Below are 14,036 nucleotides of genomic sequence, written 5' to 3'. Positions count from 1 at the left end.
TGCGAGCGTCCAAGCGAGCCTGCTCGCCCTGGCGGCTACGGCCGGTTGATCCACTCTGGCATTTGATTCGCGAACGTCTAGGTTGCATCCGCGTGGCTCTTAGGTTGTCGCGACCTGCCCGCCTCCAGAAGGGAGACTCGTGGTTGGGCCGATCGAGCTCGGCGCCACGACGTGACATTCACAAAGCCGTACAGCAGCACTCCGTCTAACAGAACCTTTAGGAGCTGGGAGCTCTCGCCCCTCATTGCGTACATCCACGCCACGGCGAAGATGACGCTGAAGTAGGCCCAGAATAGAGAGTGGTCAGATCGATTGATCAACTTCTGCTGGCAGGCGGCGAGCGCAAAAAAGATGGCTAGAATACCCAAATAACCAAAGTTCATGTATGCCTCAGCGGTCAATGAAAATCCGTAACCGCTGCTTGAGCCTGATGCATAGCTCTGCAGTAGTTCGTCGGCAAGCGTCGGCTTTGGTGCGACGATCCAGCTTGGCGCGAGCCCTGCAACAGCATCAATGTACGTATCGCCCAGACGGTACGGGAAGAAATCTGGGTACCTTTCGATGATGTAGCTATCGACGAATAACAATGACCCCTGATTCAGGGCTTGTGCGGTGTCGGCTTTCTCGCCAGACCTGGCGGCAAATAGATAGGTGGCCAAAGCGAAGAGGGCCGATCCGGTCAGCAGGGGAGCCCATATCGTAACTTTTTCTCGGAACAATCGCGAGTGTAGAAGTAGACTAACTATGACGAAGATGAAGTCCCGTTCATCCATAAGTAAACAGTAGGAAATGTAGGTCGCTAAATGTAGATAGAAGAGGCCGCGCCCGTATCGCGTGCGAACAGCTGTGAAGAAGAACGCTGAAGCGAGCATTGCGCATAGCAGGTAGTCGTAGTGATACGGCCCTGCGGCAAGAATCTTTTCAGTCTTGTTTAGGTTGGCAACGCTGCCTCCTATCTTCGCAATGGTAAAGATCGCATATGCGCTCAACGTGACGTGGAGAAAGGTGGCCGTTGGGTAGATGCGATCGTCGGCCACGAGCTTGAGTCGACAGAACCGTTGGCGCTGCGGAACAACAAATATAGCGGCGCACATGCCAATCAACGCTACGCCCATACCCGCTGCGGCCGCCGGAATTGATGAGATCCTAATCCCGAAATAGATCTCGTTTCCTGTCAGATAATTGATGACTGGACCGAATGCAAAGAATAGGAAGTACCCGGCGACAAAAGTAGTGATGCCCTTGCCGCCGGAGCGGGCGGCCATAAAGGCAACGACGGCGACGCTGAGCAAGACGATGAGAAAAATGCCGGCGGCGCTCAGCCCGTTCGACGAAGACAATTGCGGCACGTCCTTCCAGCAGACGCAGTCTCAGACCGAGGGTGGTTGGTCTGTAAACGGAAGCAGGTGACCTGGACGGATAAGAGTTCTACTTGGGTAGGTCACGATGACTAGGCGGGCGTCTGACCTGCAGCAGCGGACCTGGCGAATGCAGAGAGAAGGGCCTCATAGAAGGCCTTCCGGCGGGGCGCCAAAACGGCGTCACTGAAGTCTTGAGCCCGGGCGAGGTTCTGCCCCGAGGCGCGACAAAGATTCACTTCGTCGCCAATCATCCACTCGATGCGGTCCGCTAGCGCGCGCTCGTCGCCGGCCGGAACCGTATATTGCGGTTCCAGTAGCTCGGGTACTCCGCCTACCTGAGACGCGACAGCCGGCAAGCCGAGCGCCATAGCTTCAATCAACGCACGCGGCAGGCCTTCTGTCCTGGACGGCAGCACAAATAGATCGGCATTGCGCAGGTGTTCTCGCACCTGATCCCCAGGGGGTATTCTCCCTGCGAAGCTCACCTTGTCGCTAATCCCGAGTTCCTTGGCTAAATCCATCAGAGGCGGCCGGTAGGCACCATCTCCGATGTGGGTCAAGGAGACCAATATCCCTCGTCGGTTCAACAAGGCTACGGATCTAATTAGGACATCAATCCCTTTGTAAGGCTGTTGGAGAGAGCCCACTGAAATAAGACGACTCGCTCCAATAAAAGATGCCTCGTCACGGGGCCTAGCGGCGAACGCATTGTCTGGAAGCTCGATACTTGAATAGTGTGTTGAGATGGCCTTCGGGCTGTGCGGATACCGCTTTTGAAGCGTCCTTTCCGTCACGTACGCTACGCCGAGCGCAGTTCTCGCTTGTTGTCGTAGAGATGCGGTGAACCATCGACGTAGAAGAGGCTGAAGCGGTGTCCTCGTGGATTCTCCGGAGAACACATCGTATGGGTCACCGACCACTTCTAGGGCGAAGGGTAGGCCTTTGCCTGTGCGCGCCGAGGCGAGGACAGACCCGAGACGAGAGGGCACGCGCAGAAGTACGGCGTCCTCAGGGCTGGCTGCCTTCCGAATACTGCGCTCCACGGAGCGCAGGTTCCGGAGGTATCCCTTTGGCCCAGAGTAGAAAGGCAGATTCCACACACTTACGCCGGGACCGTCAACCCTGCGGGCGCGACTGGGTGGAGTTGGACAGGACTGCACCCGTGCCACCACACGCACATGACTAAACGCCACCAGGTAGCGGGTCCAGAAATCGTGACCCATGCCCTCGTCTACCCAGTAGGAGCCGTCGGCTGCGCCGAGTAGCCGCTGTTCTGTCACGATGACAAGCTTCATTCGTCAGCCCTATTCAAGGTCTATGACTCGACTGGCGTCCGCATACTGAGCACAAAGAGAACGGTCTTGGCAGCGAGCAACACGAGTGTCACTCCTGCCGACGCCATGCCGGCGCCCACAATGCCGAGTTGAGGTATGAGGAGCAGGGATAGAACCACGCATGCCACGAGTGCCATCGTGTTTGCAGCCAGTTGACCGGCGAACTGCCTGTGGGAGGACAGGGCTGCGTCAAGGATGAAGCCGCCCACCCCGAGGGCCGTGGTCGCCGTCAGTAATGTCAATAGTCCGGTCTGTTCGCCATATTCTGGACCATATGCCAACGCAAGCAAAGTCTCTCCGCCGAAGTAGCAGGCCGCGGACAATGCCATTGCGCACGCTGCTGAGAGGAGAAGGAATCGGTAGACGAGTTGTCGCACGCGTGCATTTTCGGCGTTGTGTCTCATGGCAGTGAATTTAGGCAGAAGGTTCTGCGCCAGTGCCGCCGCGCCCACATTGATAGTTGTCGGTATGTAGCTGATCGCGCTAAAGATCCCCAGGGTTGCAATGCTGGCCCGCTCGCTGAGCACGTATCTAGGAATGTTCCATGTCACGGAGCTCAGGAATGCGGCAAAACCTAGAGGGAGTGCTGTAAGAACGAGTGCGCGCGAGTGAGTGAGTCGGCGAAGGACGCTAGCCTGCGCTGGCCGGCCGAGTAGGCTTGCCGATGGGGGCGGGTTCGCTGTACGACGTAGAGCTGCCGTGCAGTAGAGAATTGAGCTAGCGACCGAGGCGAGGACCGAACCCCAACACGCCAACACCATGTTCGAGCTAATCAGAAGGATCGTCGTCACAAACGTCGCCGTCAGGATGCCGTTGAGAATCGACGAGATCGCCATTCGGCGCATATCGTTCGCCTTGTGGAAGATCGCGACAAGAATGTCGCCGATGCCGTCGACAACCTTCGCGATCCCCACGATGGCGATCACTGCGCGAGTTTGGCCTTGGAAGCGCATGCTGATTACGGCAATCGCAATGAATGCGAGCAGCATGGCTACCAGTCGTACGAGGAAGTAGTCGGCAAACGTGAATCGAAGGCTCACATCTGTAACGAAGACAGTCCTTAGTGACATTGCGGCAAGCAACGTAAGGGGAGCTGTGACGGCAAGCGCCAATGAGAACTGACCGACCATCTCCGCGTTGCCGAACCAAGCGATGCCAACAACGGTTATCCATTGCATCGCGGCATAAGTTGCATTCCCAGTGAGACTCCACGCCAGATTATTTCTTAACCCTCGCGTGCGAGCGACTTTTTCGCTCAGGCTGGTGTCCCCCGGCGGGAGAGTAGCTGGCATGGCACCCACTTCAGCCCGATTTCTCGATGGGCGTTCGAGTGGGGTTGGCGTGGTCGGTTGTGCCCGTGGTCCGGCGAGGGTGTACCCGAGAAGCCTGCTCTTCGACTACGTCAGCCACCGCGGCAGCGTTCCTCGTGCGATCGAACTTGGTCTCGGCAAGCCGCCTAGCGTGTTCGCCGCGTCGGCCAAGGAGGTTCAGCTCAAATTCTGTGTGAGCAGTGTCGAGTGCCTTCAGTAGAGGTTCGTGATGCCCGCGTGGTACCACCCACCCTGATTCTGGCGTCACCGTCTCAGGGAGCCCGCCTGCATCCGAGACGATGCTCGGGACGCCCATGGAACTGGCCTCCAGCGCAGCTCCGTGCCCTTCGGACAAGGATGGACTGACGCTGACATCTGCGGCCACGTAGTACTTACGAACGTCGTCTACTGATTCTAGCCAGGTGACGGCAGGCGAGGAATTTACCTGGAACTCTCGGATTAGATCCTGACGGTAGTGTTCGCCCGCGTCGCCATGTCCTCCGCCGACGAGTAGCAGGTGGGAATGGGGATGGGTGGAAATAAACTCGTTCCAGGCTCTGAGGATGAGGTGATGCCCCTTGATGCCGACGCCTTTGTGGACCAGGCCTTTAGGCCCGTACACGAAGGCGACCATGATCGCGACGAAGGCGTCAGGTGCGATCCCCAGGCGTTGCCTGATGTCGGCACGTACAGCGGCGGGCATGTCGGGCGTGTTGCTTTCACTCGCCAGCGGATTCGTCCTTGCGGTGATGCCGTCCACCGAAAAGTGACGTGTGTCGACTCCATAGCTGATAACAGGGGAGCGTGTGGCTGGGTAACCTAGGGCGACGTACCTGTCACGAGCGTTGGCGCACCCGTTGATGATGACGTGATCCGCGCGGCTGGCCGACCGCTCGACGGCTCGTACTAAGGCTGACTCCAGGAATAACGGGCCGGCCACCATCTGAACTCGGCGAAGCCTCAGACCTAGGGTGCTTGCTCGTGCGGCAAGGGTCGATGCGTACAGGTGTGACAGGACAACGTGGGTGCTGTTGTTGCGGATCTCCCTACGGAGGCGGTACAGACCGCGAATCGTGCGAAGAGCTAAGCGGTACCGAAAGTCAGTCGGAGACTCGACCGTCTTGATGCCGTGCTCTTCGAGTCTTGCGCCAAGCTCACCGTGGCGGCCTAGAGGCAGGATGACGCGGACGCTGTTGCCGCGTCGAGCTAGTTCTTCGGCCTGCTCGACGATCCACTTGCCTCCGGTGCTGGTCTTGATCAAGATGTCGATTCGGTACCCGTCAGACATGCACACCGCCGGTGTGCCTGTCGTTAGTACCTTGTGCCGCTTCTCCGTCGAGATTGAGGTGCTCTTGGTACCACTTGAGCGTCAGTTCCAGACCATCCTCGAAGGGGACCGGTTCGCAGTCAGGGAATAGCTCGAGCAGTGCACGGCTTGCGGCCTGGGAATCCTTGACGTCGCCTTGGCGAGATGGCGCAAAATGGGCGTCGAGCGGGCGATCTAGCAGAGCCTCCAAGCGATCCTTGATGTCAAGCAGGGAGATCCGGCTCCCGAAGGCGAGGTTGACAGGAGTAGTCGCGGCCACTCTCCGCGTTGCCGCATCGGCGAGAACCTTGACCACCGACCCCACGTAGGTGAAGTCACGAGTTTGTGTCCCGTCGCCGTGGATGTGCAGAGGCTCTCCGCTGAGAGCAGCATGGATGAAGGCCGGAATCACAGCGGCGTATGCGTGGCCGGACGATTGCAGGGGACCATAGACGTTGAAGAAGCGGAATACAAGTGCATCGAGGCCGAAGGAGTTGCCATATGCCAGTGCGTAGGACTCGCCGGCCAGCTTGCTGGCCGCGTACGGGCTCTGGGGCCGCGTGGGGAGGTCTTCGCGGCGTGGCAACTCCGGAACGGAGCCGTACACCGACGAGGACGATGCGACCACGATCGACGCACCGGCACGGCGACATTCCTCGAGCACGTACAGCGTGCCAGTGGCATTGGCGTCGTGACTCGCGATCGGGTCTGCGATCGACCTTGGGACCGACGGGCGAGCCGCCAGGTGGATGACTGTGTCAGCGCCGCTTATGACCTCTCTGAGTGTCGGCCGGTCAAGCATGCTGCCGTTGACGAACTCGACATCGACTCCCGAGAGATTCTCTTTGTAGCCGGTGCTGAGGTTGTCCAGGACGACAACCTCATTAATGGCCGGCCGCATGATCAATTCGCGACAGAGGTTCGCCCCGATAAAGCCAGCTCCGCCCGTAACAACAACTCTCATATACCGCTCCTAAATGGTTGCCATCGGCCCTTGCAGAGGCCGTCGACGGTCAATATGCACATCTCACCTTTATCGCAACAGCCTCAACGCTGCTCTACGATTTTGTGGATGTTTTTCGGTCTAAGGGTAAAGCGTCTGCTGGTGTGCCTACGATGCGCATCGGATGGCCTTGCGAATTCTGTTGATAGGCCGAACACGGGACCGTCTGGAAGCCGGTCGGACTGCGTGCTGGCTCTCTTCCCTGCGCGATAGCAGGGATCCCTTGCGGTGGAGGTGCTAGGCGCAGCCTTCGGATGGCTCCGCAGGGGTACCTCCGAGCATCGTTGGGAGACGATCGATCCATCCACTCAACGACGGCTCAACTGTGGGGTGTCGGACGGAAGTGCAAGGATGCGGCCTCTGGGCGCAGTACGCGGAAAATCACCATAAGGGGGTAGTCCGAACATCCCCTGCGGGCCGGTTCCGTTAGTTAGTGATGGCCGAGTTTCGGACACTGTGCGACGAGATGCCTTGCCTCTGCGGCTCTGGGTCGTTGAGGAGTGTGCGGACGCCTTCCGGCGCGTCACATTCGTCTTAGGGATCTCTCAGCGTGCCCCACGAAGATCAATCTTCGCCAACGAGCGGTTCGGATCGCTATTCCTTCACCCCGCCGGCCGACACCCCGCCGAGCATCGAATTCAAGAAGGTGCGTCGAGCGTCGGAGAGTCCCGCCGCGCCCAAATCCAAGCGACGACGCGTGGGCTCTCGCAAGGCGGTTGCCCTGACTGCTGCAGGCCTCGTTGTAGTTCTGGCTCTGGGGGCGGCATGGGTGGGTGTACGGGGGTGGCGCGCCAAGGGGCATCTGCAAACTGCAGCTGGCCTCTTCGCGCAGCTGCAGCAGCAGATCCGAGTGGGCGAGGTGGGCGCTGCAAGGGGCACGTTGTCAGCCTTGCAGCTGGAGACGGCCGCAGCGCGCGATGAGACCAATGGTGCCGGATGGTCGATCGCAAGCAACGGGCCGTTTCTCGGGGACGATCTCAGCGCCGTCCGAACCATGGCAAAAGTCTTAGACGACCTTGCTGTCGACGGCTTGCCTGCGCTGCTTGATGTAGCGGCTGGATTGGACCCCAAGACGTTGGCGCCGCAGGCCGGACGTGTCGACCTTGGGCCGCTCACCGAAGCTGCGCCACGCATCGTTGCTGGTCTAGCAGCGATCAGGCGAGCGCGGGCTGAAGTCGACGACATCGATACTGGAGGCCTGACGCAGCGGGTCAGCGCGGCGGTGTCGCAGCTGTCCGATGGACTTGGTAACGCCGACCGATTGGTTTCCACTGCCGACCGAGCAGCTCGGTTGCTGCCGCGGATGCTAGGCGCACAGGGGCCACGCAACTACCTCGTGCTGTTCCAGAACAATGCCGAGATCCGGGCTACCGGCGGCATGCCAGGCGCATACATCGTCGTTCATGCCGATGCCGGTGCGGTAACGATTACCGATCAGGGCACCGCCGCGAGTGATATCAAGACCTTCGACCCGCCAGTGCGGAAGCTCGATACCGACCAGTTGGCGCTCTATACCGACCGGCCCGCGGTCTTCCCAGCGGACGTCAACCTGACGCCAGACTTCCCGACCGCGGCGGCCCTCATGCAGGCTATGTACCGAGAGCGGTCCGGTGTCACGGTTGACGGCGTGCTGGCGACCGACCCGGTGGCCTTGTCGTACCTGTTGAAGGCGACCGGTGCAGTGACGGTGCCTGGGGGTGAGCCACTTACCTCAGATAACGCCGTGCGCCTGCTCCTGTCTGAGGCCTACGCGAAGTACCCGGACCCCGCAGATCAAGACGCCTACTTCGCGAAGGCGGCGAGGGCCACTTTTGAGTCGTTGATCAAGGGACAGGGCGACCCTGAAGGCATGGTCGCACAGTTGGCTCGAGCAGCTGGAGAGCGCCGCCTACTGATGTGGACATCTGGTGAGGCCGAGGAAGCAACGCTGGCGGGAACGGTACTCGAAGGCCGCATGCCCACTGATGATGCGAGCCGCCCCACGGTGGGTGTGTTCCTTAACGACGGCACCGGCGCGAAGCTCGACTACTACCTCACCCATGCAGCCGAGCTGACGGTCGGAGATTGTGATGAGGAAGGCGGCCGCGACTTTCACCTTAGGTTGACGTTGGGATCGACCGCGCCGACAGCAAACCTGCCGGCCTACGTAACCGGGCTTGCTCTTGCCGGCGACAAATACACCTCACGAACGAACGTCATGATTTTCAGCCCGACCGGCGGCGGAGTGGTCGAGGCTACGTCGGACGGCAAGGAAGTGCCGTTCGGGACGGGTCTTGAGCGGGATAGGGCGGTCGCCGTACTCACGGTGGAACTGCCACCCGGCAGCAGCAAGACGTACGACGTGACCATCCAGCCCGGGGTGCTGCCGGACAAAGACGGGGCCATTCGCCCTCAGCTATGGACCACTCCTGGTGTTCGGCCGTGGCAGTCATCCGTGCAGCCTGGGCCGGCCTGCGGCTGAAGAACTCGGCGTGAAATTGGGCTGCCTCGCCACCGCTAGGTGGTGAGGCAGTTTCTTGTTCGCGTTCAACTCGTCCCTTCATGCGGATGGCGTCCCCCGTATGGACAGGGAGTGTCGGCCGAACTGCGCATGTATGCGTCGCGCCCACGAGCGTTGTGTCTATTGACCCGGCGCTCGTTGTATTCAGTGGTGCGGGGAAGCCAATATCAATTCACTCTGAAGAGGCCGTATGTCATTCTCAGCGCGGATTCGGCAGTCTGGCACCCCAGCTCGGCGCACCAGCGTCGTGGGTCCTTGGCTGGTGGACGCTGGTGCGTGGGCGCTCGGTCTAGTAGTAGCGGTCTTCGTGCGTTATGACGAGAACCCTGCCGCCGCGCCGTTCGCAGCCACTGGTGTCGCCGTAGCCGTCGCCGTAGTACTGCACACGGCCATCGGGCATCAGCAGTTCCTCTATCGCGGTCGTTATAACTTCGGCACGTTCGAGGAGGTGCGAGCTGTTTTCACCACGGTCCTCGTGGTCGTGGCAATGCTGTTCGCGATCGACCTGGCCTTCCCGCAGCGGCCGCTACCGCTTAGCGCCGCCCTAGTAGGTGGCCCGGTGGCGTTGGTCGTCATGTTCGCTATGCGTTACGTACGCCGCCTGCAACACGAGCGGCGCCTGCGCCCGAACTCCCAGCAGGCCACGCCCGTCCTGCTCTTCGGTGCCGGCACCGCCGGCCAGCGCCTTCTGCGCTCTCTGATCCAGGACCCCAACAGCCAGTACGTGCCCGTTGGTTTGATCGACGACGACCCGCGCAAGCAGCACCTGCGAGTGAACGGCATCGCGGTCAAGGGTGGGCGCGACAAGATCGGTACGGTCTTGGCCGACACCGGCGCCAAGACCGTTATCTTCGCGGTCGCGAACGTGGACGCCGCCGTGATCCGCGACGTGCGGCGGCGGACGCTGGATGTGGGCGCCGCGTTCAAGGTCGTGCCCTCGTTCAGCGAGCTGCTCGACGGCAAGGTCAGCGCGTCCGACGTGCGCGATGTGAACATCGCCGACCTGCTCGGCCGGCACCAGGTCGACACCGACCTGGACGCGATCGCCGGGTACCTCAAAGGCAAGCGGGTGCTGGTCACCGGGGCCGGCGGGTCGATCGGGTCCGAGCTGTGCCGGCAGCTGCACCGGTTCGGGCCGGCCGAGCTGATGATGCTGGACCGCGACGAGTCCGCGCTGCACGCCGTACAGCTGTCCATTCACGGGCGGGCGCTGCTCGACAGCCCGGAGCTGGTCCTGGCCGACCTGCGCGACGCCGAGGGGATCGCGGCGATCTTCGCCGAGCGCCGCCCGCAGGTGGTGTTCCACGCGGCGGCGCTCAAGCACCTGTCGCTGCTGGAGAACCACCCGGGTGAGGCGGTCAAGAGCAACGTCTGGGGTACGCAGACCGTGCTGGAGGCGGCCGCCGCGGCCGGGGTCGAGCGGTTCGTGAACATCTCGACCGACAAGGCCGCGAACCCGACGAGCGTGCTCGGCTTCTCGAAGCGGATCACCGAGCGGCTGACCGCGCACGCCGCCACCACCGGCTCGGGCACGTACCTCAGCGTGCGGTTCGGCAACGTGCTGGGCAGCCGCGGTTCCGTGCTGACGGCGTTCGCCGCGCAGATCGCCGCCGGTGAGCCGGTCACCGTCACCGACCCCGAGGTGACGCGGTACTTCATGACCGTCCAGGAGGCGGTGCAGCTCGTCATCCAGGCGGCCGCGATCGGGCGCGACGGTGAGGCGCTGGTGCTGGAGATGGGCCGGCCGGTGAAGATCGCGCAGGTCGCGAAGCAGCTCGCCGAGCAGTCCGACCGGCCCGTCGAGATCGTCTACACCGGTCTGCGGCCCGGCGAGAAGCTGCACGAGGACCTGTTCGGCGAGGGGGAGACGGACGTACGGCCCCTGCACCCGCTCATCTCGCACGTCGAGGTTCCGGCGCTCAGCCCGTACGAGGTGAAGATCCTGGCCCCGTACGCCGAGCCGGAGCAGATCACCAAGGAGCTGGCGAGCCTGTGCGAGGCCCGCGAGACCGTCGCCGCGGCAGCGGCGCCGGCCCACATCGGACGCCAGCCCGGACCCGCCGACCTGCGTGCCCCGCACGCCGTCTGAGCCCGTTTCCTGATTCGGAGAAGTGACAGTGAAGGTCGAAGCAGCGCCGCCGAGGTTGTCGCGTCTCGAGATGCCGATCCAGCGGCCCGCCCGGACCAACCCCTTCCGGTACGACGTGGCCGTCGTCGGACTCGGGTACGTGGGCCTGCCCACCGCCCTGGCCCTGCGGGCGGCCGGGCAGCGCGTCGTCGGCCTGGAGATCAGCCCGGAACGGATCGCCGAGATCCGCGCGGGCTCGGCCGACCTCCTGGACTCCGACCGGACCCGGCTGCTCGACGCGCTCGAGGACGGCGACGGGTTCCGCATGACCACCGAGCCGGCGGAGAGCGCGAGCGCGCGGGTCGTGCTGGTGTGCGTACCGACGCCGATCGACCATCACCTGGCGCCGGACCTCGGGGCGCTGCGCGCGGCCTGCCGCAGCGTGGTGGCGCACGCGGTCCCCGGCCAGACGCTCGTGCTGACCTCCACCACGTACGTCGGCTGCACCCGCGACTTCCTGGTCGAGCCGCTGCGCGAGCGCGGCCTCGAAGCCGGCGAGGACGTCTACGTGTCGTTCGCGCCCGAGCGCATCGACCCGGGCAACGAGCGGCACGTGCAGAAGCAGGTGCCGCGGGTCGTCGGCGGGGTGACGCCGGAATGCGTGCGGCGCACCACCGAGCTGCTCGAAGGGTGCGCCAGCTACGTGCACCCGGTCAGCAGCGTCGAGGCGGCCGAGATGACCAAGCTCTACGAGAACACGTTCCGGGCCGTCAACATCTCGATGGCGAACGAGTTCGCCGACATCAGCCGGGGGATGGGATTGGACATCACCGAGGTCATCGACGCGGCGGCGACCAAGCCGTACGGCTTCATGCCGTTCTACCCGGGCCCCGGCGTCGGCGGGCACTGCATCCCCTGCGACCCGCACTACCTGCTGTGGCAGCTGCGCGGCGACCGGATCAGCTCGCCGCTCATCGAGACGGCGATGACTCAGGTGGCCTCGCGCCCGAGCAAGGTGGTGCAGCGGCTCGTCGAGGTCCTGGCCGCCGACGGCAAGGCGCTCGGCAAGGCCAGGATCCTGGTGGTCGGGGTCGCGTACAAGCCGGGCGTCGCGGACGTCCGCGAATCCCCGGCACTGGAGATCATCGACCGGATGCGGGACGCCGGCGCGTCGGTGTCGTTCACCGACGACCTGGTCGGCTCGATCCTGGTGCGCGGCGGGCGCATGTCATCCGTACGGGCCGCCGACCCGTCCGAGTGGGACGCCGTGCTGGTGCACACGCTGCACCCCGGCGTGGATCACGCCTGGCTGGCGGAGGCGCCGGTCGTGCTCGACGCGACGTACCGGCTGACCGAGGTCGCGCACCGCGCGGTGCTCTGAGGCCGTACGCGCTGGCGGCGGTCACCGGATGCCCTTCACCGGTGACCGCCGTTCTGCGTCGTCCCGTCCAAGCTGCACGATCGCCGCGGTGACGATCGCGCCGAGGAACGTCCCGAGCACGTTGTTGCGGATGTCCGTGATCGAGCCGGCCCGGCCCGGGATCACGTACTGGATCGTCTCGATGGTGAGGACCAGCAGGAAGCCGACGATCGTGGCCCGCGCCGAGCTGCGCAGCAGCAGGCGGCCGAAGATGCCGAGCGGGACGTAGAGCGCGACGTTCGCGACCTGCTCCGCGTCGGACGGCGCGGCGACCAGCTTGCCCAGGATCAGCCGCGGCTGGTCGAGCTGCGTGAGGAAGTGCGGTGGGATCGCCGCGAACGACGCCGGATCCGCGTAGCTCGGCGTCGCGGTGAGCGCGACGATCACGCCGACCGATGCGACGAACAGGGCCGCGATGAGCCGCCTGCGGGTGTCCCGGCCGGCGAACCGGCTCAACGGCCACGCGCAGGCGAGGAAGACCGCGAAGACGATCTGGGGGACGGGATTGCTGATGAAGGTGAGCAGACTCTGGGTCGTCATCGCTCGAACGGTGCCCTCAGTCGCATAACCATCACGCTATGCACCATAGGGCGGGAAGGAGGTCGGCACGCTCAGTTCTGCTCCGGGACCTTCGCCCGGGCGAGCCGGTCCGGGCCCAGCTGGTAGGTGCTGAGATTGAGCAGCTCGGCGGGCAGGTGGTGGCGGCCGGTGTCGGACAGGTCGTCCCAGTCGGCCGAGCCGGTCGAGCCGGAGAGGCCGTCGAGCCACAGGCGGTGCGCCTCTTCCAGAGCTTCCGTGTCGGGGTTCTCCGCGGGCTGTACGGGCGCCGGCGGGCGTGCGGTCCGGTGGCTGCGCCAGAACAGGACGGCGACCAGGACGGTCAGCGCGCCGAAGGTTGACCAGAGGACGGTCAGGATTGTCGTCAGGGAAAGCTCCACGGCTTCGACGGTAATCAAAGCGGACGCAACCGACACCCGCTCGCTCACCGCTTCGAGTTAGTCACCTCGGGTGAGTTTGCTGGATGAACGACGAGCCGCTACGCCAGGCCGTCGACGATCCCGGCGCTCCAGGCGGTCGTCTTTCCGGCGCGGACGTGCAGCTGCTGCCTGCGAGCAAGAGGCGTTCGCGGCGGGCGGTAAGTAACCCGACCGGATGCTGCGTGCCGGGGCGGTATCTGCGGGAGATCACCTAGCGTCAGCACGTCATGCTCCGCCGTTACGTGCTGCCCGAGATCGTGGGTACCGTCCTCGCCGTTGCCGCCGCGTCGGCGCTGCACCGCACCTCGCCGTACGCGGCGGCCTGGGCGGGCAGCCTCGCCGAGGGGATCGGGTATTACGGCACGCTGCTGTGGCGCGACACCCGCGGGCATCGCGGCGTGGGCCGGCTGCGGGCGGTGGTCGCGCAGGTGCCGGGCACGCTGGTCGAGTTCGGTACGGCCGAGCTGCTCGACACGCTGGTCGTGCGCCCGGCGCTGATGTACGCCGGGCCGCTGGTCGTGGGTGACGCGACGCTCGGGGTCGTGGCCGGGAAGCTGGCCGCGGACGTCGTTTTCTACGTGTTCGTGTTCGGCGGGCGGCTGGCCCGGGTGCGGCTCTGGGCCGTACCGGAGAAGAGGGCCGTGCCCGAACAGCCGGGCGGTTTCGCGGACGCCGGAGCGGGCACGACCACCCTGTCCGGTGATCACCGCAGGCGCTGATCGGGGCGCGGCCGCGAAGATCCTCGCCGCGAACGCCG

General features: G+C 63.7%; 11 protein-coding genes. 4 read left to right on the top strand and 7 right to left on the bottom strand.

Translation table 11 applies throughout. The annotated features are described in order from the left end of the window. Positions 1-77: 77 nt before the first annotated feature. The 5 genes from AB0K03_RS11445 to AB0K03_RS11425 all read right to left on the bottom strand — a co-directional run bounded on the left by AB0K03_RS11445 (position 78) and on the right by AB0K03_RS11425 (position 6,275). Positions 78-1,349 carry an O-antigen polysaccharide polymerase Wzy gene (locus tag AB0K03_RS11445; protein WP_364683213.1) on the bottom strand — a complete coding sequence of 424 codons (1,272 nt, stop codon included), beginning with the start codon at positions 1,347-1,349 and terminating at the stop codon, positions 78-80. Between the two features lie 101 nt (positions 1,350-1,450). After that, the gene (locus AB0K03_RS11440) at positions 1,451-2,584 is read right to left on the bottom strand and encodes a glycosyltransferase (RefSeq protein WP_364683724.1); all 1,134 of its coding nucleotides are present in this window, start codon (positions 2,582-2,584) and stop codon (positions 1,451-1,453) included. Between the two features lie 92 nt (positions 2,585-2,676). After that, entirely contained in the window at positions 2,677-3,987 is a 1,311-nt protein-coding gene (locus tag AB0K03_RS11435; RefSeq protein ID WP_364683211.1) for an oligosaccharide flippase family protein, read from the bottom strand. A 10-nt stretch (positions 3,988-3,997) separates the two neighbouring features. Continuing rightward, the gene (locus tag AB0K03_RS11430) at positions 3,998-5,266 is read right to left on the bottom strand and encodes a glycosyltransferase (RefSeq protein WP_364683209.1); all 1,269 of its coding nucleotides are present in this window, start codon (positions 5,264-5,266) and stop codon (positions 3,998-4,000) included. 19 nt (positions 5,267-5,285) lie between these two features. Beyond that, positions 5,286-6,275, bottom strand: coding sequence for an NAD-dependent epimerase/dehydratase family protein (locus AB0K03_RS11425; protein WP_364683208.1), 990 nt, complete (start codon positions 6,273-6,275; stop codon positions 5,286-5,288). 589 nt (positions 6,276-6,864) lie between these two features. Between AB0K03_RS11425 and AB0K03_RS11420 the strand changes: the two genes are divergently transcribed. The 3 genes from AB0K03_RS11420 (at position 6,865) to AB0K03_RS11410 (ending at position 12,263) form a co-directional block, all read left to right on the top strand. Beyond that, positions 6,865-8,775 (top strand): DUF4012 domain-containing protein, encoded by a 1,911-nt coding sequence (locus AB0K03_RS11420; protein WP_364683207.1) that lies wholly within the window; start codon positions 6,865-6,867, stop codon positions 8,773-8,775. Positions 8,776-9,076: 301 nt separating this feature from the next. Continuing rightward, positions 9,077-10,903, top strand: a complete 1,827-nt coding sequence (locus AB0K03_RS11415) for a nucleoside-diphosphate sugar epimerase/dehydratase (protein ID WP_364683205.1) — start codon at positions 9,077-9,079, stop codon at positions 10,901-10,903. 28 nt (positions 10,904-10,931) lie between these two features. After that, positions 10,932-12,263 carry a nucleotide sugar dehydrogenase gene (locus tag AB0K03_RS11410; protein ID WP_364683203.1) on the top strand — a complete coding sequence of 444 codons (1,332 nt, stop codon included), beginning with the start codon at positions 10,932-10,934 and terminating at the stop codon, positions 12,261-12,263. 21 nt (positions 12,264-12,284) lie between these two features. Here AB0K03_RS11410 and AB0K03_RS11405 read toward each other — a convergent pair whose 3' ends face one another. After that, positions 12,285-12,842, bottom strand: a complete 558-nt coding sequence (locus tag AB0K03_RS11405) for a VanZ family protein (RefSeq protein WP_364683201.1) — start codon at positions 12,840-12,842, stop codon at positions 12,285-12,287. A 71-nt stretch (positions 12,843-12,913) separates the two neighbouring features. Continuing rightward, positions 12,914-13,240 (bottom strand): hypothetical protein, encoded by a 327-nt coding sequence (locus AB0K03_RS11400; protein WP_364683199.1) that lies wholly within the window; start codon positions 13,238-13,240, stop codon positions 12,914-12,916. A 266-nt stretch (positions 13,241-13,506) separates the two neighbouring features. Here AB0K03_RS11400 and AB0K03_RS11395 point away from each other — a divergent pair, with 266 nt between their 5' ends. Then, on the top strand, positions 13,507-13,998 hold the full coding sequence (locus tag AB0K03_RS11395) for a hypothetical protein (RefSeq protein WP_364683197.1): 492 nt from the start codon (positions 13,507-13,509) through the stop codon (positions 13,996-13,998). Positions 13,999-14,036 lie beyond the last annotated feature (38 nt).

Source organism: Actinoplanes sp. NPDC049316 (genome assembly GCF_040677315.1).
Lineage (GTDB): Bacteria > Actinomycetota > Actinomycetes > Mycobacteriales > Micromonosporaceae > Actinoplanes.
This window is presented reverse-complemented; position numbering and strand designations above follow the sequence as displayed.